The sequence below is a fragment of the Uliginosibacterium sp. H1 genome, assembly GCF_036017065.1.
Classification (GTDB): domain Bacteria; phylum Pseudomonadota; class Gammaproteobacteria; order Burkholderiales; family Rhodocyclaceae; genus Uliginosibacterium.
The window spans coordinates 1144890-1166625 of sequence record NZ_JAYXHR010000001.1 but is presented as its reverse complement, the minus strand read 5'-3'; the positions used below and the strand labels follow the sequence as shown (position 1 = coordinate 1166625).

Sequence of the window (21736 nt, the reverse complement as noted above, 5' to 3'; positions counted from 1 at the left end):
CGTCAGTGGCTCTTGATCATCGTTCCCACGCCGTGATCGGTGAGGATCTCCAGCAGCAGGCAATGCTCGACACGGCCGTCGATGATGTGCACCGAGCGCACGCCGTTACGCGCGGCGTCCAGCGCGGAGCTGATCTTCGGCAGCATGCCGCCTGACAGGGTGCCGTCGGCTACCAGGTCGTCGATGTTGCGCGGGGTCAGGCCGGTGAGCAGCTTGCCTTCCTTGTCGAGCACGCCCGGGGTGTTGGTCAGCAACACCAGCTTCTCGGCCTTCAGCACTTCGGCGAGCTTGCCGGCCACCAGGTCGGCGTTGATGTTGTAGGTCTCGCCGGTGGCGCCCACGCCGATCGGTGCGATGACCGGGATGAAGTCGCCGGAATCCAGGAAGGTGATGATGGTCGGGTCGATCTGGGTGATCTCGCCCACCTGGCCGATGTCCAGCATCTCGTCGGGGTTGTCCTTGTTGGGCATCATCAGCTTCTTGGCGCGGATGAAGGCGCCATCCGCCCCGGTCAGGCCGACGGCCTTGCCGCCGTGCTTGTTGATCAGGTTCACGATGTCCTTGTTCACCTGGCCACCGAGCACCATCTCGACGATGTCCATCGTCTCCTCGTCGGTCACGCGCATGCCCTGGATGAACTGGCCCTGCTTGCCGACGCGCTTGAGCAGGTCGTCGATCTGCGGGCCGCCGCCGTGCACCACCACCGGGTTCATGCCCACCAGCTTCAGCAGCACCACGTCGCGGGCGAAGCAGTCCTGCAGCTTCGGGTCGGTCATGGCATTGCCGCCGTACTTGATGACGATCGTCTTGTCGTAGAAGCGCTTGATGTAGGGCAGCGCCTCGGCAAGGATCTCGGCCTTGAGCGCGGGAGCGGTATGGATGTCGGACATGATCGTGAGGGCCGTTGCCGGCGCAGTGTTGCGGGGGAGCGCGCATTTTAACGCCGCCACCGTGACACGCGTAGCGTGCCGTCCGGCGTTTGCTGCCCTGCGGTGAGCGTTTGTCAGGCTCCTTCGGTTAGTATCGTCCGGCTTTCAGCCCCCCATAACGAGCGCAGCCATGAAGCAGCGCCGACCAAGACAGCCGGACACACGCATGTCCGGCACTGCAGGAGGAGACAAGGTGAAGGCAGTGGACAGGTTCGTCCCCATGCCGGACTGGTTGCCCCAGTCCTGGCAGCGGACGCTGCAGGAATTCATTCAATACGTGGGTGTTGGCGGAGTGGCCTTCCTGGTCGACTTCGGCGTGCTCACGCTGGCCCTCACGCTGGGCGCTCACCATCTGCTGGCAGCGGCGCTCGGCTTCTCGGCCGGGCTGGTCGTGTGCTTCGCGCTGTGCGTCACCTGGGTGTGGCGCGGCACGCAGGCGCGCGGTGCCCGCGACTTCCTCGTCTTCGCGGTGATCGGCATCGTCGGCTTCGGCCTCACCTTGCTGGGCATGTGGCTGGGCGTCGACAAGCTGCACCTGCACCCCCTCCTGACCAAGATCGTGGTTTCCGGCTTCGTGCTGGCGTGGAACTTCACGCTGCGCAAGCTGTTCGTGTTCTTCCGCTGAACCCTCCGCAGAACCTCTGCTGATTCTCTCGTCGCATCGCCATGTCCAAGACTGCCGTCATCATCGGCGCCGGCCCTGCCGGCCTGACCGCTGCCTACGAACTGCTCGACCGTAACAGCGGCATCCACCCCATCGTGCTGGAAACCACCGACCGTATCGGCGGCATCTCCTGCACCATCCAGCACAACGGCAACCGCATCGACATCGGTGGTCACCGCTTCTTCTCGAAGAGCGACACCGTGATGGACTGGTGGGGAAAGATGATGCCGCTGCAGGGCGCACCGGCCCGTGACGACATCGTGCTGAACGCCGACAAGCCCTACGTTGCCGGTGGCCCGGACCCGGAGAAGACCGACCGCCTGATGCTGATCCGCGAGCGCATCTCGCGCATCTACTACCTGCGCAAGTTCTTCGACTACCCCATCTCGCTGAAGGCGCAGACCATCCTCAACCTCGGCATCTTCCGCACCATGGTGGCCGGCTTCGGCTACATCTGGTCGCAGATCAAGAAGCGCCCGAACGAGAAGTCGCTGGAGGACTTCCTGGTCAACCGCTTCGGCGTGCCGCTGTACCGCATGTTCTTCGAGGACTACACCGAGAAGGTGTGGGGTGCGCACCCGCGCGAGATTTCCTCTGCCTGGGGCGCACAGCGCATCAAGGGCCTGTCGCTGTCCAAGGCCGTGCTGTCGGCACTGAAGAAGATGCTCCCCGGCGGTAAGGACACCGACCTGCGCCAGAAGAAGACCGAGACCTCGCTGATCGAGCAGTTCTTCTATCCCAAGTTCGGCCCCGGCCACCTGTGGGAAACCGTCGCCGGCGACATCCGCGAGAAGGGCGGCGAGATCCGCATGCAGCAGAAGGTCGTCGAGCTGCACGTCGAAGGGGGCAGCGTCGTCGCCGTCACCACCGAAGGACCGGATGGCGTGCGCACCCGCATCGACTGCGACTTCTGCCTGTCCTCGATGCCGATCAAGGATCTCATCACTGCGGTGCGCGGCGTGGAAGTCCCGCCGGCCCTGCGTGCCATCGCCGAAGGCCTGCCGTACCGCGACTTCATGACCGTTGGCGTGCTGGTCAACAAGCTGAAGATCAAGAATGAAACGAACATCCGCACGGTGAACGACGTCGTGCCGGACACCTGGATCTACATCCAGGAGCGCGAAGTGCGGCTGTGTCGCCTGCAGATCTTCAACAACTGGTCGCCCTACCTGGTGAAGGATCCCAACACCGTGTGGATCGGCCTGGAATACATGTGTGCCGAAGGCGACGACATGTGGGTGCAGAGCGACCAGCAGTTCATCGACTTCGCGGTGAACGAACTCGCCAGCATCGGCGTCATCGACAAGGCCGACGTGCTCGACACCTGCCGCATCAAGATCGAGAAGGCCTACCCGGCCTACTTCGGCACCTACGCCGAGTTCGACCGCCTGCGTGACTGGCTGGACCGCCTGGACAACCTGTTCTGCGTGGGCCGCAACGGCCAGCACCGCTACAACAACCAGGACCACTCCATGCTGACCGCGATGGAAGCGGTGAGCTGCATGATCGATCCCTCGCTGTCGCGCAAGGCGCTGTGGTCGGTCAACACCGAAGGTGAGTATCACGAGACCAAGAAGGCCAGCTGATGCGCAGGCTGGCGATCTTCATCCTGCTGGCGATGGTGTCGGCACTGGCGGTCACCGCCGTGCTGCACGCCAACTACCCGGTGCTGCAGGCGGCCGAATTGCTGCCCGACGGCGAGCGCGAGAAGGTGGCGCTGCCGTGGAATTTCGAGGAGCCCGCCGAGTCGCGCCGCCTGCTGGTCGAACTGCCGGCGCGCGACAGCCAGCCGGCAATCTGGCGCATCGTGCCGGACGACGAGCTGCGCGCCATCTGGGTGAATGACCGCTTCGTCTCGCTGGACCACATTCCGAAGGAGTTGCTCACCAACTACTGGCTGGGCTTCCACATCGACCTGTCGGAGTACCTGGAGCCGGGCGAGAACCGCATCGTCCTGCAGCTGACCAACCACAGCGGCGGCGGCGGACTCTACGTCACGCCGGTGCCGGGCCTCGGCGCCTGGATTGCGATGGCGGCGGCCTTCCTGCCGCTGCTGGTCGGCCTGGGCGTGCTGTTCCGCCTGCGCGCGTCGCAACTGCTGGTGCTGGTGCTGGCCCTGGTGCCCTTGCTGGCGTACTGGGCCGACACCTCGTGGTTCGAGCGGGCGCACGACACCATCGGCATCCAGGGTCACATCGGTTATGTCGAATGGGTGGCCACGCACCTGGCACTACCGGCGCCCAATGCCGGCTGGACCTACTACCACCCCCCGCTGTACTACATCGTCGGTGCGCTGGCCTGGAAGTGGGCCGCGTGCTTCGGCATCCCGGCGCCGGAGACCTTGCAGGCACTGTCGCTCGCGCTGTGGCTGGTGTTCCTGGCCGGCTCGGCCGGGGTGCTCAACATGATGCTGCGCGACCGCGCCGGTCTTGCGCTGCTGGCGACGGCAGCCATCGCGGCATGGCCCGCTGGCATCCTGCACAGCGTGCGCCTCAGCAACGACGCGGCCTACTACGCGATTGCCGGCGCGGCTGCCTACTACTTGGTGCGCTGGTGGCGGCGCCAGCAGGGCGGTGACCTGTGGGCCTTCGCGGTGCTCACGGCGCTGGGCCTGCTCGCCAAGACCAATGCCATCGTGCTGGTCGCGGCAGGTGGCCTGTTGCTGCTGTGGCGGGTGTGGCATCCGCAGGCAGGGCGGCGGGGCCGTGCCTTCGGGCAACTCGTCGGCTTCTCGCTCGTCGCCGCGACCGGGCTGGCCCTGTCACTGGCCGACAACGTTTACTACTACCTGCAGGGCCTCACCCCGGGCTGGCTGGTGTCCAACGCGGGCTGGCTGAGCCCGGAGCTGAAGGTGCCGGTGGATGCCCTGCACATGCTGGGCATGGACGTGCACACCTTCCTGACCCAGCCCTGGATCCGCGCGTATGAAGACGCTTCGGGCCGCGGCTATTTCTGGAACTACCTGCTGCGCAGCAGCCTGTCCGGCGAGTTCGACTTTCCGGCACCGGTTCAGCGCGACATCGCGCTGATGTGGGGCTGGGGGTTGCTGGCCCTGCTGGTGCTGGGAGCGGTCGGCGCGGCACGTGGCGGCTGGCAGGCGCTGGCCGGTCGCAGCAGCACGGTGTATCGCCATGCACCGCTGATCCTGCTTGGTGTGCTGGCGATCGCCAGCCTCATGTCCCTGCGCGTGCAGGCTCCGTATGCGCCGAGCAACGATTTCCGCTACGTCATGCCGATGTTGCTGCCCTTCCTGCTGCTGTGCGTGCGCAGCGGTCGCATCGCCTGCTGGTTGCTGGCGGGTTTCATCGTGAGTTCCGCCTGGTTCTTCCTCGTTCCGGTGTGAGCCTGGCGTTGCCTCCAAAGCAGAAAGGCCGCATTCGCGGCCTTTCTGCTTTGGAGGAATCCTCTGTCAGTAGGTGTGTTCGGCGGCCGGGAAGCTGCGGTCCTTCACCGCCGCGACATAGCCGGCGACTGCGGCATCGATGCTGGCCGCGCCGTCCATGAAGTTGCGCACGAAGCGGGCCTTCTTGCCGGGGTACACGCCCAGCATGTCGTGCAGCACCAGCACCTGGCCATGGCAGTCGATGCCGGCACCGATGCCGATGGTGGCCATGCTGGTGGTGGCTTCGCTGACCTGCTTCGCCAGCGTGGCGGGCACCATTTCCAGCACGATCAGTGCCGCGCCGGCGGCTTCCAGCGCGGCGCAGTCGCGCAGCATCTGCGCCGCGCCGGATTCGGTCTTGCCCTGCACGCGGTAGCCACCGAGCTGGTGCACCGATTGCGGCGTGAGGCCGACGTGCGCACACACCGGCACGCCGCGCTCCACCAGGAAGCGCACCGTCTCGGCCATGTATTCGCCGCCCTCCAGCTTCACCATGTGCGCACCGGCCGCCATCAGCACGGCAGCGTTGCGCATCGCCTGTTCGCGGCTTTCCTGGTAGCTGCCGAAGGGCATGTCGGTGATCAGCCAGGGCTTGCTGGCGCCGCGTGCCACGCAGGAGGTGTGGTAGGCCATGTGTTCCAGCGTCACCGGCAGGGTGCTGCGCTGGCCTTGCAGTACATTGCCCAGCGAATCGCCGACCAGCAGCACGTCCACGCCGTTGCGTTCGCACAGGGTGGCGAAGCTGGCGTCGTAGCAGGTCAGCATGGCGATGCGATCGCCCTCGGCACGCATGCGCGCCAGTTCATGCAGGGTGACGGGTTTGTTGTCTTGCAGGTAGCTCATGAAACTCTCCAACGGGGCTGCGCGCGCGGCGGGGATGTCACTGCGCGTAGCCGAAGAACTCGCGGTAGGAGCGCATCTGCATCAGGCGCTTCCACAGCAGCTCGAAGTCCTCGTCGCGGTCCACCGGGTTCAGCTCTTCCGCGTTCACGATGAACAGCGGCGCGGCGTCGTACTGGTGGAAGAACTCGGCGTAGCGACGCGCGACGCGCTCCAGGTAGTCCTCGGTGATGCGCTTCTCGGCATCCATGCCACGCTTGCGGACGCGCTCCACCAGCGTGTCTGGTTGCGCCTGCAGGTAGACCACCAGGTCGGGTCGTGGTGCCGCGGGTTGCAGCTGCATCAGCACCTGGCGGTACAGCGCGGCCTCGTCCTCGCCGAGGTTCAGGTCGGCGAACAGCAGTTCCTTGTCGAGTACGAAGTCGCTGACCACGCGCTCGCCGGCCTGCAACTGCTGCGGCAGCGGTTTCAACAACTCGCTGCGCTGGAACAGGAAGGCCAGTTGCGTGGCCATCGCCCAGCGGTCCATGTCGGCATAGAAGCGGCCAAGGAAGGGGTTGAGCTCCGGCTGCTCCATCAGCGTGCGGCCGCCCAGGCGCTCTGCGAGCTTGCGGGCGAGGGAGGTCTTGCCGGCGCCGATGGGACCTTCGACGACGATGTATCGGGCTTTTTCCAGCATCGTGGTTCTGCCTGCTTTCCTGTTTCCGGTTGCTGCGTGTCAGCTTCTGAAGATGAAATACACCGCGCCCAGCATACACAGGGCCGCCCACAGGAAGTCCAGCTTGATCGGCTGGTTCATGTAGAACACGGAGAAGGGGACGAAGACCGACAGGGTGATGACCTCCTGCATGATCTTCAGTTGCGGCAGCGTCAGCTCGGTGGCGCCGATGCGGTTGGCCGGCACCTGCAGCAGGTACTCGAACAGCGCGATGCCCCAGGAGATGAAGGCCGCGATGATCCACGGCTTGGCTGCCAGGTTCTTCAGGTGGCCGTACCACGCGAAGGTCATGAACACATTGGACGCCGTGAGCAGCAGGGCCGTCTGCACCCAGACCGGCAGGCCGCTGAGAACGCTGGTGGCCGACATGCGGATTACTCCTCTTCGATGCGCGTGATGTCCTGGTCGGCCACACCATGCAGCAGGGCTGCGATGGCACGGCCATCCGGCAACACCAGGTGCGGCGCGATCTCGGCCAGCGGCACCAGCACGAAGGCGCGTTCGTGCAGGCGCGGGTGCGGCACGTGCAGCCCGGCCTCGTCGACCGTCTGGTCGCCGTAGAGCAGCACGTCGAGATCCAGCGTGCGCGGCGCGTTGCGGAAGCTGCGCTCGCGGCCCCAGTCCTGCTCCAGCTGCAGCAGGGCATCGAGCAAGGCACGTGGGCCCAGCTGCGTGTCGACGGCGGCCACGCCGTTGATGAAGTCCGGCTGGTGCGCGTAGCCCACCGGCGCCGTGCGGTACAGCGAGGACACTGCGACGACTTCCGTTTCCGGCAGGTGGTTCAGCTCGGCCGCGGCGTCCAGCAGGGCGCGGCGGGCATCACCGAGGTTCGCCCCCAGTCCGATGTAGGCCCGCACCATCGAGTCACGCGCCATCGAGGCGCGCACGACGGGCACGCTCAACCCTCGGCAGCCGTTTGCAGGTCGCCACCGCCGCCTTCGCCGGGCGTCTTGCGGCGCGGCCGGCGGCGGCGCTTGCGGGCGGCTCCTTCGCGGGTTTCCGGCAGCAGCATGGCGGCGCGTTCCTCGGTGCTGGCATGGGCGAAGGTCTCCCACCAGTCCGGCAGCTCCATGTCGACCTCGCCGGCCTCCGCGCGCAGGCGCAGGAAGTCGTAGCCGGCGCGATAGCGCGGCTGCTCCAGCAGGCGGTAGGGGAACTTGCCGGCACGTCGTTCGAAGCGCGGCTGCAGCGCCCAGATCTCGGTGATGTCGCCGGAAATGCGGCGGGTGATCGCCAGCTTCTCGGCCTGCACTTCCAGCACTTCGCCCATCGCCGCGAACAGCGCTGGCGTGGCGTGCTCGCCGCGCGCCTTGCGCTCTTCCCAGTTCTTCAGCACCTCGTGCCACAGCAGGGTGGCGAACAGGAAGCCGGGCGAGATGGACTTGTCCGCACGCACGCGGCCGTCGGTGTTCTCCAGCGACAGCCACACGAAGCGCTCGCCCATCGGCTGGTCGAGGATCACGTCCAGCATCGGCAACAGGCCCTTGTGCAGGCCCTCGGCGCGCAGCTGCTTGAGGCAGGCCACCGAATGGCCGCTGGTCAGCAGCTTCAGCATCTCGTCGAACAGGCGGGCCGGCGGCACGTTGCTCAGCAACTCCGACATCTCGCGGATCGGCTTGCGCGTCTCTGCGTCGATGGTGAGGCCCAGCTTGGCGGACAGGCGTGCCGCGCGCAGCATGCGCACCGGGTCCTCGCGGTAGCGCGCCACCGGGTCGCCGATCATGCGCAGCGTCTTCTTCTTCAGGTCGGCGACGCCATCGTGGTAGTCCACCACGGTCTCGTCGCTGGGGTCGTAGTACAGCGCGTTGACCGTGAAGTCGCGGCGGGTGGCGTCTTCGCCTTGCGTGCCGAACACGTTGTCCTGCAGCACGCGGCCGTGCTCGTCGGTAGGCGTGTCGTCGTCGTGCAGGGCGCGGAAGGTGGATACCTCGATGGTCTCCGGCCCGCTCATCACGTGCACGATCTGGAAGCGGCGGCCGATGATGCGTGAGCGGCGGAACAGGCTGCGCACCTGCTCGGGCGTCGCGTCGGTGGCCACGTCGTAGTCCTTCGGCTCGATGCCGGCGATCAGGTCGCGCACTGCACCGCCCACCACGTAGGCCTTGTGGCCGGCTTCCTGCAGCACCGTGCACACCTTGCGCGCGGCCGGCGACAACTGCTCGCGGCGCACGCCGTGCTGGGCGACACCGACGACAGTGGGGGCGGGAATCTTGTTGCGCGGCTTGTCGGCGCCGCCGAAAACCTTGCGCAGGAGCTTGCGGATCATCGTGGGACGGGGGGAGTCCGGCTCACCGGCCGGTTGCTACGGGTTTGTTCGAAGGCCGGAAGTATACAGCCGATCAAGGGTTTGGCGGATTTGGTCGGGCGTTGCGATGGACTGGCCGGCATGAACGAACCTCGGGCGTGAATTCTCTACCGACGTTGTAGGCGCTATGCCGTCTTCCCCCTTCATCCTTGGCTGAAAAAACAGGCGTAGGCGTCGGGGAAGTCGTTCTGCACCCATTCGATGAATTTAAGTCTTGATCCCACAGTCAATTTTCCCCTTGGCCCTCTGTCTATAACGTAGTTTCTTCCTTTTTGAATGTTTCCAAGGATGCGAAACAGATCCTTCCGCAATGCCCCCATGCTGGATGCTTGTCCATAGGCTTCCGCGCCGATCAGGCGTGTATATGACTCATAGCTAAGCTTGCCGGATCTGATGTCACGTTCAAACGAGTCTAGGAACCAAAACATATCTCTAGCTTCCGTCAGAAGGAGAACGGCGGGTCTACGCCGTAACAACTATTGGGATCAAAGATTTAGGCTTTATTCAGTTGACTGGCAGTGCTTGCCGCTGTTTGTTGATTGATTTTTGTAACGCGTCCTGCGTGCCGCCCACCTTCGAACCTCACGCTCATAAACGCTTCCACGATATCGACCGCCGTACCTGTGCCCACGACCCGTGCCCCGAGGCACAGCACGTTGGCGTCGTTGTGCTGGCGGGACATGCGTGCGCTCAGGGGTTCGCTGCACACCACGGCGCGGACTGCGGCGTGCCGGTTGGCGGCGATGGACATCCCTACACCTGTTCCGCACACGAGGATCGCCCGTTCGATTTCACCGCCCTCGATGGCTCGGGCGACGGCGTGGGCGAAGTCGGGGTAGTCGCACGAGTCGCTGCTGTGGGTGCCGAAGTCACGCACGGCGATGTTCTGTTCCTCAAGCGCTGCAACCAGCGTGCGCTTCAGTTCCAGACCCGCGTGGTCGGAGGCAATGGCGAGTGGCTTGGTCATCGCAATCAAGCCCGCAGGCTGACCACCGGCCACCCACGTTCCGTCGCCTTCGCCCGCAACGTCGGGTCCGGATCCACCGCTACCGGGTGCGTCACACATTCCAGCAGCGGCAGGTCGTTCAGCGAGTCGCTGTAGAAGTGGCTTTGCGCGAAGCTCTGCCAGTTCAGGGCCAGCGATTCCAGCCAGGCTTCGACGCGGGCGATCTTGCCTTTCTGGAAGGCGGGGATGCCGCGCGGCTGGCCGGTGAAGCGGCCGTTTTCCTGGGCGGGGATGGTGGCGATCAGGTGCGGGATGCCGAGCTGCCGCACGATGGGCGCGACCACGAAGGCATTCGTGGCGGTCACTACGGCGCACAGGTCGCCGGCGTCCAGGTGCTTGCGGACCAGGGCCCGGGCTTGCGGCAGCATCATCGGGGCGATGCATTCGGCCATGAAGCGGGTGTGCAATCCATCCAGCTCGGCGCGCGACAGGCGGGCCAGCGGTTCCATGACGAAGCACTGGAATTCGATGACGTCCAGCGTGCCGGCCTTGTACTGCTCGTAGTAGGCGTCGTTACGGCGCCGGTATTCGACACCGTCGACGACGCCGGTGTTGGCGAGGAACTCGCCCCAGGCGTGGTCGCTGTCGCCGGCGAGCAGGGTGTTGTCGAGGTCGAACAGGGCGAGGTTCACGGGAGCAGTCATGATCGGATTGTCTGGAGTTCGTGTTCGGCGGCGCTGACGGATGTCAGCTGGCGAGGATTTCGCGCACCAACGGCAGCGTGATGCGGCGGCCGTGGGCGAGGGAGGCTTCGTCCAGGGCGTCCAGCACGGCCAGCAGCCAGGGCAGGTCGCGCTGGCCGTGGCGCAGCAGCCATTGCACGATGCTGTCGTCCAGCGCGAAGCCGCGTTCATGGGCCTGGCGGGTGAGCAGGTCGGCGCGGGCGGCGTCGTCCAGTGGCTGGATCTCGAACACCAGGCCCTGGGCGATGCGGCTGGCGACGTCCGGGCGCAGCGGCAAGGCCGCGGGCGGGGCATTGCCGGCCAGCACCAGGCTGGCGCCGGCCTCGCGGGCACCGATGAGGTTGCGGAACAGTTCGATCTGCGCGTCGGCCGACAGTTGCTCCACGTCGTCGATGGCCAGCAATCCGCCGGCTTCGATGGGCGTCACGGCAGCCTGTGCGTAGCGGGCGGGGCGCTGGCCTTCGCAGGCCTGCACAGCGGCCTGCAACAGGTGGCTGCGGCCGCTGCCGGGCGAGCCCCACAGGTAGAGCACGCTGCCGTCGCGTGTCGCGATCTGCTGTTGCAGGGCGGCCAGCAGGGCCTGGTTGGGGCCGCTGACGAAATTGTCGAAGCGCGGGCTGGGGCTGGGCCGCAGGTCGAGGACGAGCTGTCTCATGGCTGGGGCCGGGCGTCGCGCTGGGCGAGGCTGTCGCGGGACGGGGGCAGGGCGGTCATGGACATCGGGTGAAACGGGCGGCGAGGGGCGTCATTTTGCCATGGCGATCGGGAAGGCCGTTCCCAGAGCTTCGGTCCCTGAGCTTCGGTCCCTGAGCCTGTCGAAGGGTCGAAGGGGCGGAAGGAGCCTGCTGATAGGGCAAGCCTTCGGCGAGTTGGCTTCGACGGGCTCAGCCAACGGCCGTGCCTCAATCCGCCAGCCGACGCCTGAACACCCAGGTATCCGCGTCAGAGGCTTCCGGCGCGAAGGTGTAGCCGTCGAGGTCGAAGGCCTTCAGCGCGTCCGGCTTGCGGATGCCGTTGATGATGGCGTAGCGGCTCATGAGGCCGCGGGCGCGCTTGGCGAAGAAGCTGATGATCTTGTACTGGCCGTTCTTCCAGTCCTGGAACACCGGGGTGATGACGCGGCCGTCCAGCTTCTTCGGCTTCACCGACTTGAAGTACTCGTCGGAGGCGAGATTCACCAGCACCTTGCTGCCGCTTTCGGCCAGCGCGGCGTTCACCGCATGGGTGATGGTGTCGCCCCAGAAGGCGTACAGGTCCTTGCCGGCCGGGGTCGGCAGGCGGGTGCCCATCTCCAGGCGGTAGGGCTGGATCAGGTCCAGTGGGCGCAGCAGGCCGTAGAGGCCGGAGAGGATGCGCAGGTGGCGCTGCGCGAACTTCAGTTGCGGCGTGCTCAGCGTCGGCGCCTGCAGGCCGTCGTAGACGTCGCCATCGAACATCAGCGCGGCCTGCTTGGCGTTCTTCGAGGTGAAAGGCGGCTGCCAGCTGGCATAGCGGCCGACGTTCAGCGCCGCCAGTTCGTCGCTCAGGTCCATCAGGCTCGCCACGCCGGCCAGGTCGTAGTCGCGCAGCACCTCGATGAGCACCTGCGATTGCTCAAGGAAGTCCGGCTGGGTGTGGCTGCGGGTGCTGGGCTTGCTGGTGGTGTCGAGGGACTTGGCGGGGGAGATGACGAGCAGCATCGGTGATACGCAGGGAAGGCTGAGGACGGAACGCCGGGGATGATACCGGGCCTCCCCTGCATCGTCCGTATACTTGCGGCCATGAGCAGCCCCCATCCCCGTTCCTCCCCGTCCCTCCTGCAACGCTCCCTGGCCAGCGTGTGGCACCCCTGCACGCAGATGAAGACTCATGAGCGCCTGCCACTGGTGCCCATCGTGCGCGGCGAAGGCCCCTGGCTGATCGACGATCAGGGCCGTCGCTACCTGGATGGCGTGAGTTCATGGTGGGTGAACCTCTTTGGCCACTGCCATCCGCACATCAACGCGCGCATCGTCGAGCAACTGGGCAGGCTGGAGCACGTGATGCTCGCCGGCTTCACCCATGAGCCGGTGGTGCAGCTTTCCGAGAAGCTGACCGCGCTGACTGGTCACGCGCTCGGCCACGCTTTCTACGCGTCGGACGGCGCCTCGGCCACCGAGATCGCGCTGAAGATGAGCGTGCATTTCTGGCGCAACAGCGGGCAGCCGCAGAAGACGCGCTTCCTGTGCCTGGAAGGGAGTTATCACGGTGAGACGGTGGGCGCGCTGGCGGTCACCGATATCGCGCTTTTCCGTGAGGCCTATGCACCGCTGGTGCGCTTCGCCGACACGGTGCCCAGCCCGGACGCACGCCATGCCATGCAGGGCGAGAGCGCCCGCGATGTCGCCCTGCGTGCGGCAGCGGCGCTGGAACAGGTGCTGGCAGAGCGCCATCACGAGATGGCCGCCTTCATCGTCGAGCCGCTGGTGCAATGCGCCACCGGCATGGCGATGCACGACCCCGAGTACCTGCGCCGGGCCCGCGCGCTGTGCGACCGCTACGGTGTGCATCTGGTTGCCGACGAGATCGCGGTGGGCTGCGGCCGCACGGGTAGCTTCTTCGCCTGCGAGCAGGCCGGCATCTGGCCGGACTTCCTGTGCCTGTCGAAAGGCATCTCCGGTGGCTACCTGCCGCTGTCGCTGGTGCTGACGAGCGACGCGATCTACGACGCGTTCTACGACGACGAAGTGGCGCGCGGCTTCCTGCACTCGCATTCCTACACCGGAAATCCGCTGGCCTGCACGGCGGCGCTGGCGACGCTGGAACTGTTCGAGCAGGGCGACGTGGTTGCCGCCAACCAGTCGCTTGCGGAAAAACTGCTGGCTGCCGCGCAGCCCATCGCCGCCCATCCTCGCGTACAGCATCTGCGCCAGCGCGGGATGATCCTGGCGTTCGACGTCATGGATGCGCCGCCCGGCTTCGCGCGCAACTACTTCCAGTCGGCGATGGAGCAGGGCCTGCTGCTGCGTCCCATCGGCAACACGGTGTACTGGATGCCGCCGTACGTGCTGGACGATGCGGCCGTGGCGCACCTTGCCGCGGCCACGCTGGCGGCACTCGACGACACACTGCGGGGCTGAGGCAGACGGCTCTCGCTGACATACATGTCGCCCAAGGCCGACATGTAGATGTCCTGAGTTCCGCGGCTCCGTGACGGTCCCGCCCTTCCGCCGCTGCATCGGCGCGTTCGTCAGCCCCGCCATGACCCGCCGCCGCCGCTGCGGCGAAGATCTCCGTCACAAGAACAACAGCGACACCGGCGCACACGGCAGTGCGGCCTGTCGTCGCCCTGCGATGCCGCGGCCCCGGCAAGGGCCGTTGCAATCGTCCGACGCGTTCCCCTCGCATCCCTCACGGAGACTTCTGCATGTTCAAGCTTTCCCGCTTCCGGGCGATCGCCTGCGCGCTTGCGCTGACGCTCGCTCCCGCTGCAGCCCAGGCTTACTCGGTCAATGAATCCGGCCGCTTGCTGGACGCACAGGGCAAGGAGATCCGCCTCAACGGCGTGAACTGGTTCGGCTTCGAGACCACCAACTACACGCCGCACGGCCTGTGGGCGGTCAACTGGAAAGACACCATCGCGCAGATGAAGGCCAGTGGCTTCAACGCCGTGCGCCTGCCGTTCTGCCCCGGCACCCTGCGCGGCGTGGCGACCAACAGCATCAACTACGGCGCCAACCCGGACCTCGCCGGACTCAACTCGTTGCAACTGCTGGACAAGGTGGTGAACTACCTGTCCGCGCAGGGCCTGTATGTGCTGCTGGACCATCACCGGCCGGACTGCAATGCGATCTCCGAGCTCTGGTACACCGGCAGCTACAGCGAGGCCGACTGGCTGGCCGACCTGAAGTTCGTGGCGGCCCGCTACAAGAGCGTGCCGAACGTGATCGGCCTGGACATCAAGAACGAGCCGCACGGCCCGGCGACCTGGGGCAACAGCAACCCGGCCACCGACTGGAACAAGGCGGCGGAGCGCGCGTCTGCCGCGGTGCTGGGTGTGGCGCCGGACTGGCTGATCTTCGTCGAAGGCATCAGCGCCAACGACGCTTGCTCCGATCACCGCGCCTACTGGTGGGGCGGCAACATCAGGCCGATCAAGTGCTTCCCGCTGTCGATCCCGCGCAACCGCCTGGTGCTGGCACCGCACGTGTATGGCCCGGACGTGTACGTGCAGCCGTACTTCAACGACGGCAACTTCCCCAACAACATGCCGGCGATCTGGGATGCGCACTTCGGCTTCGCCGCCGCGCTGAACTACGCCGTCGTCATTGGTGAGTTCGGTGGCAAGTACGGCCAAGGCCACGCCAGGGACAAGGCCTGGCAGGACAAGCTGGTGGACTACCTGATCGAGAAACGCATCACCAACTACTTCTACTGGTCGTGGAACCCGAACAGCGGCGACACCGGCGGTGTGCTGCAGGATGACTGGAAGACGGTGCGCAGCGACAAGCTCGCGCTGCTGAAGCGGCTGATGGTGGTGAATGCTTCGACGGGCTCGTCCAGCTCGTCCTCCTCGTCGTCTTCCTCCTCCAGTTCCTCGTCGAGCTCGTCTTCGAGCTCCAGTTCCAGCTCGTCGTCCAGCAGTTCGTCGTCGAGTTCGAGCTCGTCGTCCAGCTCCTCCTCGTCGAGTTCGTCGAGCTCGTCGAGTTCATCGTCGTCGAGTTCCTCTTCCAGCTCTTCCGGCTCCGGCAGCAGCGGGGCAGGCGGCAGCGTGACGGCCAGCTACAGCATCAACAACGACTGGGGCGCCGGCTACTGCGCCACCGTGCGGCTGGTGAACAGCAGCAGCGTACGCCTTACCTGGCGCGCCGCGCTGGCGGTGCAGGGCAAGGTGTCGCAGATGTGGAATGCCAACTGGTCGCAGGCTGGAAACGTCGTCAGCCTCACCGGCATGAACTGGAACGGCACGCTGGCGGCTGGTGCCGTGGATACTTCGATCGGCTTCTGCGCCAATCGCTGATCCCTGACCGGCCCCGAGGACGGCCTCCCGGCGCAACCCGCCCGGAGGCCGTTTTCATGGGAGGCAGACTCCGGTGGTCGCATCAGCGGACATTGCGGCACTTGCCTCACCGGCCAGCAGGCCGAAGCGGCCGCGCGTTTCAGCCTTCGATGGTCGCCAGACCGGAGTAGGTGTTGCGGCCCTTGGCCTTGGACTGGTACAGCGCCTGGTCCGCGCGATGCAGCACCTGGTCCGGCGTCGCGCGTCCGTCGGACAGGGCGAAGCCGATGCTGGTGCCGATCTTCAGCACGATGCCTTCCAGCAGCATCTCCTGGTTCACGGTGGCGATGATCTTCTGCGCCACCTGCTCCGCCTGCGTGCTGCCGGCTTCGGTCAGGCCTTCGATGATCACCACGAACTCGTCGCCGGCCAGTCGCGCGATGGTGTCGGTCTCGCGCAGGCTGGCACGCAGCCGGTGGGCGAATTCCTTCAGCACCGCATCGCCCACGCCGTGGCCGTGCGTGTCGTTGATCGACTTGAAGCGGTCGATGTCGAGGAACAGCAGGGCCAGCGGCTGCTGGCGGCGTCGCGCGCGCGCCAGCGCGGCCTTGAACTGGGCTTCGAATCCGCGGCGGTTGGGCAGGCTGGTAAGGGTGTCGGTGACGGCGAGACTGGCGAGCTTGCGCTCGGCCTCCTTGCGTTCGGAGATGTCGTGCAAGAAGGCTGCGTAGCTGCGCCCCTTTGCAGTCGGGGGCAGGGCGGTGATGGTGACTTCGCACGGGATCACGCGGCCGTCGCGGCACTGGACCGGCAGTTCCAGGCGCTTGCCCAATACCCTGGCGTCACCGCTACGCGCATGCTCCGCCATGTCCCTGAGATGCGCCTCGCGGTGCTCGGTCGGCACCAGGGTGGTGTCGATGCGCTGGTTGAGGGCGTCGGCACGTGTCCAGCCGAAAGTGCGCTCGGCCTGCCGGTTCCACTCGATGATCTGGCCTTTCTCGTCGATGCCGATGTAGGCGTCCTGCGCGTTCTCCAGCACCGCGCGTAGCTCGGCCTCGCGCAGGGCGAGCAGGGATTCGGAACGTTCGCGCTGGTGGATGGCGTCGATGAGCACATCGTTCGCTTCCTGCAGCTCGGCGGTGCGGTCCTTCACGCGCTGTTCGAGTTGCTGGTGCAGGGCGTGCAGGTCGGCCTCGGCCGTCTTGCGCGCGCTGATGTCCTCGATGACGGCGATGTAGTGATGCGGCTTGTCGTCCTCGCGCACCAGAGTGACCGTCAAGTTCGCCCACACGATGCTGCCGTCGGGGCGGAGATAGCGTTTCTCCAGCGAGTAGTTGTCGCGCTTGCCTTCCAGCAGTTGCTTCACGTAGCCGAGGTCGATGTCGAGATCGTCCGGGTGGGTGATCTGCTGGAAGCTCAGCTGCGCCAGCTCGTCCGCGCGACGCCCGAGGATCTCCACCAGCTTCGGGTTGATGCGCATCCAGCGTCCGTCCAGCCCGACGATGCCGATGCCGATGGCCGCGTGTTCGAAGCTGGCGTTATAGAGCGCTTCGTTGTCGCTGACGACGCGCTCGTTCTCTTCCGCCACGCCACGCGCCTGCACCGCGGCTTCGCGGTGTAGCAGCTCGCGCTGGGCGATCTCCGCGAAATCACGCAACAGCTTGAGTTCGGACTCGCTGAACTCGCGCGGTTTGTCGTCCACCGCGCACAGCGTGCCCAGCGCCAGGCCGTCCGCGCTCAGCAGCGGCACGCCGGCATAGGCCCGCACGTTCGGCCCGCCGGTGACGGCGGGGTTGTCGGCGAAGCGATCGTCGCGGGTGGCGTCCGGAATGACAAAGGTATCCGTGCCGTGGATGGCGTGTGCGCAGAAGGAGATGGAGCGCGGCGTCTCGGTGTCGTCGAGGCCGACGCGGGACTTGAACCACTGGCGGTTCTCGTCCACCAGGGATATGAGGGCGATGGGCACATCCAGCATCTGCGCCGTCATGCGCGTCAGTGCATCGAACGCCGGCTCCGGATCGGAATCCAGGATGTCCAGCGATCGCAGCAACGCAAGGCGCTGCGCCTCGTTGTGTGTCGGGGGGGCGATGAGCATGATGAATCCTCAGGCCGGACCGGCAATGGTCACAGGAAGGCGGCCGCGGTGGCCGTCCGTTGCATTGTGACCATTGTTCCGCTTTTTGGTGCGCTTACGCCAAGCGGAATTTCCCTACTGTCTGAGAGAGTTCCTGCGCGACATTCTTCAGGCCTTGCACGGTCGACGACACGGAGTCGGCCGCCGCGCTGTTCTCGTCGGCCATCTGCGCGATGGCTTCGATCTCGCGTGCCACCTGGGTGCTGGCGCCGCGCTGTTCCTGCAGGGTGCCGCGGATGTCGATCACCGCGTTGCGCACGCCGTCGGCACTGCTGCGGATGTGGGTCATCGCCTCGGTGGCGGTTTCGGCGGCCGTCACCACCTGGCCCACGACCTCGCGGTTGCGCTGCATGGCGTCGACCACGCGGGTGGCGCCTTGCTGGATGGTGTCGACCATGCTGCTGATCTCGTGCGCCGACACGGTGGTGCGTTCCGCCAGCTTGCGTACTTCGTCGGCCACGACGGCGAAGCCCCGGCCCTGCTCGCCGGCGCGCGCGGCTTCGATGGCGGCGTTCAGGGCCAGCAGGTTGGTCTGGTCGGCCACCTCGCGGATCATCACGGTGATGGCGCCGATCTGGCGGACGTTTTCCGACAGCACACGGATTTCCTCCGAGGCTTCGTCCACCTTGGTTTCGATCTCGCGGCTGGCGCGTGAGGCGTCGTTCACGACCTGCTCGCCACTGCTCGCATGCTGGCCTGCCTGCACGGCCTTGTCGCTGGCCTCGGTGGCATTGGCGGTGAGCTGGTCGACGCTGACGGTGAGCTGTTCGACCGCCGCGGCGGAGGCGCTGGCCGACTCGCTCTGTGCCTGCGAACTCTGCGCGACCTGCAGCGAAGCGGTGGCGAGTATTTCCGCCGAGCCGGATACGCGGGTCGCCTTGTCGGACACGTCGCGTAGCAGTTGGGTGAGGTTCGCCTGCATGTCGCGCATCGCGCCCAGGGTCTGGCCGATTTCGTCGCCGTGGACCGGCACGCCGTCCCAGCTGGCAGTCAGGTCGCCGTCGGCGATGCGCGTGGCGATCTCCTTGGCCCGTAGCAGCGGGCTGCGGATCAGCTGGGTCAGCCATATGGCGCAGGAGGAGGTGAGCACGAGCAGCACCAGCGCGCCGATGCCCAGTTGCCAACGGGCCTGCGCATAGAGAGTGGCGCTTTCCTGGCCTGCCGCGGTCATCTGGTCTTCCACTACGCCACCCAGTTCCGCCAGCCTGGTGGACAGCGCGTCGCTGCGGGGCTGCCAAGTGCTGCCGAAGTAGGCGAGGGCTTCCGGCCTCTGGTCGGCGCGGATGAGGGCGTAAAGCGTCGGGTACATCTTGCCCAGTTCGCCACGTTGCGCTGTGGCCTGGTCGAGCTGCGCACGCGCGTCGGCTGCGACCAGCGTCTGCTCCAGCTGCTTGAAGATGCCGTCGTTGTGCTGGCGCAGCTTCTCGACGTTGGCGATGCGGGCTTCCGCTTCCTGCTTGTCGGCGGTGAGTACGGCGGCCGTCACGTGTTCGACGATCTCGCCGATGTTCTGCTTGGCGTCCTCGACGAGGGCGACCTTGGGGTAGCGGTCCTGGATCACCTGATCGCTGAGCCGGTGCACCATGCTCAGTTCATACACGGCCAGCGCCGCCATGCCCAGCATCAGCAGGACGGCGACGCCGAAGCCCACCCCCAGTTTCCGACCCACCGGCCAGTTCTTCATTGCAGCGCTCCGTTGCGATTGTCCGTCTTGCGAACAACGGATTGCGCGGTGCGGAATGAAGGGTTCTGCCATGCGGAGTTTGAACATACCGGGCCGCTGGTATTTCTCCGTAGCCGCAGATCGACGCCTACGCCAACGAAGGCGATCAGCGCCAATCATTGCCATAGCTTGTCCAAATTAGTTAGGACTCCTAGTATTCGCGCATGGCTACGAACGACTTCCAACGACAGCAGGCTGCCAGCGGGCTCGACCAACTCGCCGCGCTGGTGCGGGCGCAGTCCTGGAAACAGGATGGCACGCCGTCCCTGCCGCCCACCCAGAGCGCGGTGCTGCGCATGCTCGATGGCGCCGGCGCCACGCTGCGGGCCGGGCAGGTGGCGGAGCGGCTGGGTGTGTCGGCGGCGAGCCTCAGTGATTCGCTGAAGGCACTGGAGGCCCAGGCCTGGATCAGCCGCCAGCCGGACCCGGACGACGGTCGTGCCGTGCGGCTGGCCTTGACCCGCAAGGGCCGCAGCGTGGCGCGCCGCCTCAACGACCCCGGCCGTGGCCTGGTCGGCTTGATGAGCGGCCTGGGCGAGCAGGATTTGGGCGCCTTGCTGAGGGTCACGCAGTTGCTGGTGTACGAAGCCCAGCAGCAGGGCTTGGCGAACGGGCCGCGGACCTGCCTGGGCTGTCGTCACTTCCAGGCCAATGCAGGAGGCGAGGCCGGCAAGCCGCACTTCTGCGGCTTCATTGGCAAGGCCTTTGGTGACCCGGAGTTGCGGGTCGACTGCGGCGAGCAATCGCCGGCGGAACCGGGAGCGGTGCAGGAAAGCGTGATGCGCTTCCGGCGCATGGCGGATCTGCGAGCGCCAGCAGGAGGGCCGCAGAAGGCGACGCCCTGAATGGACTGAAGGATTCCTCCCTTCGGGAGGATGCAAGGCTCCGCGAATGCGGAAAGAGTGGGCGGCGCACCGACTGCAATCGGGCGCCGCCCGGTTTCCCCCGACCCACCACGAAAGCAAGTTAGAGGAGTAGCGATTATGAAACAGAAAGCCATGGCAATCCTTGCCGCCGCCGCGCTTGCCCTGGGCAGCGCCACCGCGGGTGCCCACGATGCCGCCAGGCACGCGGGAGGCATCCAGGCCAAGCCGGACAAGGCCGTGAAAGCCGACTTCGACATCGTCCACGCCAAGGTGAGCACCGACAAGAACGTCGTCATCTTCCACATGGCCGTGTCCGGCAAGGCGGGCAAGACGCGTCCGGCCAAGACCGGCAAGCTGGCGGGCAGCAACGTCTTCTCCTACGTGTGGCCGACCACCATTGATCCCTACGAAGTGGGTTTCGAGCGCGGCGCCGGCATCCTGGCGATGGCGCTGACCTCGCACCCGGACTTCGACGACACGCCGCTGTACGACGAGAACGGCGACGGCAAGCTCGACAACGACGGCGACCTGTGGCACAGCCACTGGGTGGTACTGAAGCCGAACGAAGCCTGCGGGCCGGGCGCGCTGGGCGTGGTCGACATTCCGGAAGGTGCGAAGCCGCGCCTGCCCAGGACCTGGCCGGGCTTCCCGATCCTGCTCGACAGCCCGGGCTGGGACCCGACCTTCAAGGGCGAGACGGTGGAAGTGCGCGTGCCCTTCGATGACGCTGGCGTTGCTGCGGCGGCGAAGTTCGACGGCGTGACCGCAGGCCTGCGCGTCAATGCCAGCGTGCATGCACCGCTGCTCTGCGTGGTGGATGTGTTCAAGGTGGCGTCGGGCGACCTCAGCCTGCCCGGCAAGCCCAACCAGTGAGGCGTGCATGGCGGGTGGCCGCAACGCTGCCCGCCATCACCGCAAGGAGAACATCATGAGTGAAGCCTACAGACCGGCGCCGCCCTGGCAGGTGAGGCAATGGTTCAACACGACCCGGTCGCTCAGCCTCGAAGACCTGCGTGGCAAGGTGGTCGTGCTGGAGTCCTTCCAGATGCTGTGCCCCGGCTGCGTGGCGCACGGCCTGCCGCAGGCCCAGCGCGTGCGCGCCACCTTCCCGCGTGACCAGGTGGCGGTCATCGGCCTGCACACCGTCTTCGAGCATCACGCGGCGATGACGCCGACTTCGCTGGAAGCCTTCCTGTACGAGTACCGCATCGACTTTCCGGTCGGTGTCGACAAGGCGGGCGACGGCGAGGCGGTGCCGCAGACCATGCGTGCCTACGCCATGCGCGGCACGCCGACGCTGACGCTGATCGACACCCGGGGCCGGCTGCGGCACCAGCACTTCGGTCAGGTGAGTGACCTGCTGCTGGGCGCGCAGATTGCGCAACTGGTGCAGGAGGCAGCAGCGGACACGGAGGTCAGCGCGGACCGGGCGCATGTGGCAGACAACGCGACAGACGAGGACGCCGTCGCCGGGGCCTGCAGCGTCGAGGGCGGCTGCGAGCCCTGAGCCGTCAGCGTGGCCGGCGCCC

General features: G+C 66.4%; 20 protein-coding genes. 8 read left to right on the top strand and 12 right to left on the bottom strand.

All coding sequences use genetic code 11. The features are described from left to right. Positions 1-2: 2 nt before the first annotated feature. Complete coding sequence (gene argB / locus VVD47_RS05365) at positions 3-890, bottom strand: acetylglutamate kinase (RefSeq protein ID WP_327602363.1); 888 nt, start codon at positions 888-890, stop codon at positions 3-5. A 205-nt stretch (positions 891-1095) separates the two neighbouring features. On the opposite strand from argB, the gene VVD47_RS05360 reads away from it, so the two are divergent. The 3 genes from VVD47_RS05360 to VVD47_RS05350 are packed head-to-tail and all read left to right on the top strand — an operon-like array spanning position 1096 to position 4936. Further along, positions 1096-1554: a GtrA family protein gene (locus VVD47_RS05360; RefSeq protein WP_327602362.1), complete on the top strand. Its 459-nt coding sequence runs from the start codon at positions 1096-1098 to the stop codon at positions 1552-1554. Between the two features lie 41 nt (positions 1555-1595). Next, positions 1596-3179 carry an NAD(P)/FAD-dependent oxidoreductase gene (locus VVD47_RS05355; RefSeq protein ID WP_327602361.1) on the top strand — a complete coding sequence of 528 codons (1584 nt, stop codon included), beginning with the start codon at positions 1596-1598 and terminating at the stop codon, positions 3177-3179. Continuing rightward, positions 3179-4936 (top strand): hypothetical protein, encoded by a 1758-nt coding sequence (locus VVD47_RS05350; protein WP_327602360.1) that lies wholly within the window; start codon positions 3179-3181, stop codon positions 4934-4936. The genes VVD47_RS05355 and VVD47_RS05350 overlap by 1 nt, the downstream gene beginning before the upstream one ends. A gap of 66 nt (positions 4937-5002) precedes the next feature. Here VVD47_RS05350 and panB read toward each other — a convergent pair whose 3' ends face one another. The 9 genes from panB to yaaA all read right to left on the bottom strand — a co-directional run bounded on the left by panB (position 5003) and on the right by yaaA (position 12206). After that, on the bottom strand, positions 5003-5818 hold the full coding sequence (gene panB / locus VVD47_RS05345; protein ID WP_327602359.1) for a 3-methyl-2-oxobutanoate hydroxymethyltransferase: 816 nt from the start codon (positions 5816-5818) through the stop codon (positions 5003-5005). A 37-nt stretch (positions 5819-5855) separates the two neighbouring features. Continuing rightward, on the bottom strand, positions 5856-6494 hold the full coding sequence (locus VVD47_RS05340; RefSeq protein ID WP_327602358.1) for a deoxynucleoside kinase: 639 nt from the start codon (positions 6492-6494) through the stop codon (positions 5856-5858). 39 nt (positions 6495-6533) lie between these two features. After that, entirely contained in the window at positions 6534-6902 is a 369-nt protein-coding gene (locus VVD47_RS05335; RefSeq protein WP_327602357.1) for a DMT family protein, read from the bottom strand. A gap of 5 nt (positions 6903-6907) precedes the next feature. Next, a complete protein-coding gene (folK, locus tag VVD47_RS05330) occupies positions 6908-7393 on the bottom strand; it encodes a 2-amino-4-hydroxy-6-hydroxymethyldihydropteridine diphosphokinase (RefSeq protein ID WP_327603192.1) in 486 nt (161 codons plus the stop codon). Between the two features lie 38 nt (positions 7394-7431). Then, entirely contained in the window at positions 7432-8799 is a 1368-nt protein-coding gene (gene pcnB, locus VVD47_RS05325; protein WP_327602356.1) for a polynucleotide adenylyltransferase PcnB, read from the bottom strand. Between the two features lie 532 nt (positions 8800-9331). Then, positions 9332-9805: a ribose 5-phosphate isomerase B gene (gene rpiB / locus VVD47_RS05320; protein WP_327602355.1), complete on the bottom strand. Its 474-nt coding sequence runs from the start codon at positions 9803-9805 to the stop codon at positions 9332-9334. A 5-nt stretch (positions 9806-9810) separates the two neighbouring features. Beyond that, positions 9811-10476, bottom strand: a complete 666-nt coding sequence (locus VVD47_RS05315; protein WP_327603191.1) for an HAD family hydrolase — start codon at positions 10474-10476, stop codon at positions 9811-9813. Between the two features lie 55 nt (positions 10477-10531). Then, positions 10532-11182, bottom strand: a complete 651-nt coding sequence (hda, locus tag VVD47_RS05310) for a DnaA regulatory inactivator Hda (protein WP_327602354.1) — start codon at positions 11180-11182, stop codon at positions 10532-10534. A 247-nt stretch (positions 11183-11429) separates the two neighbouring features. Then, complete coding sequence (gene yaaA / locus VVD47_RS05305) at positions 11430-12206, bottom strand: peroxide stress protein YaaA (RefSeq protein WP_327602353.1); 777 nt, start codon at positions 12204-12206, stop codon at positions 11430-11432. An 81-nt stretch (positions 12207-12287) separates the two neighbouring features. On the opposite strand from yaaA, the gene bioA reads away from it, so the two are divergent. Together bioA and VVD47_RS05295 are read left to right on the top strand one after the other, a co-directional pair. Then, positions 12288-13625 carry an adenosylmethionine--8-amino-7-oxononanoate transaminase gene (gene bioA, locus VVD47_RS05300; protein ID WP_327602352.1) on the top strand — a complete coding sequence of 446 codons (1338 nt, stop codon included), beginning with the start codon at positions 12288-12290 and terminating at the stop codon, positions 13623-13625. A gap of 287 nt (positions 13626-13912) precedes the next feature. Then, positions 13913-15505, top strand: coding sequence for a cellulase family glycosylhydrolase (locus tag VVD47_RS05295; protein ID WP_327602351.1), 1593 nt, complete (start codon positions 13913-13915; stop codon positions 15503-15505). Between the two features lie 139 nt (positions 15506-15644). Here VVD47_RS05295 and VVD47_RS05290 read toward each other — a convergent pair whose 3' ends face one another. Further along, the gene (locus VVD47_RS05290; protein WP_327602350.1) at positions 15645-17579 is read right to left on the bottom strand and encodes a PAS domain S-box protein; all 1935 of its coding nucleotides are present in this window, start codon (positions 17577-17579) and stop codon (positions 15645-15647) included. A 94-nt stretch (positions 17580-17673) separates the two neighbouring features. Next, positions 17674-19302, bottom strand: coding sequence for a methyl-accepting chemotaxis protein (locus VVD47_RS05285; protein WP_327602349.1), 1629 nt, complete (start codon positions 19300-19302; stop codon positions 17674-17676). A 203-nt stretch (positions 19303-19505) separates the two neighbouring features. On the opposite strand from VVD47_RS05285, the gene VVD47_RS05280 reads away from it, so the two are divergent. The 3 genes from VVD47_RS05280 to VVD47_RS05270 all read left to right on the top strand — a co-directional run bounded on the left by VVD47_RS05280 (position 19506) and on the right by VVD47_RS05270 (position 21714). Beyond that, positions 19506-20186: a MarR family winged helix-turn-helix transcriptional regulator gene (locus tag VVD47_RS05280; protein ID WP_327602348.1), complete on the top strand. Its 681-nt coding sequence runs from the start codon at positions 19506-19508 to the stop codon at positions 20184-20186. 138 nt (positions 20187-20324) lie between these two features. Beyond that, a complete protein-coding gene (locus VVD47_RS05275) occupies positions 20325-21080 on the top strand; it encodes a hypothetical protein (protein WP_327602347.1) in 756 nt (251 codons plus the stop codon). A 55-nt stretch (positions 21081-21135) separates the two neighbouring features. After that, positions 21136-21714, top strand: coding sequence for a redoxin domain-containing protein (locus VVD47_RS05270; RefSeq protein ID WP_327602346.1), 579 nt, complete (start codon positions 21136-21138; stop codon positions 21712-21714). The last annotated feature ends 22 nt before the right edge of the window (positions 21715-21736 follow it).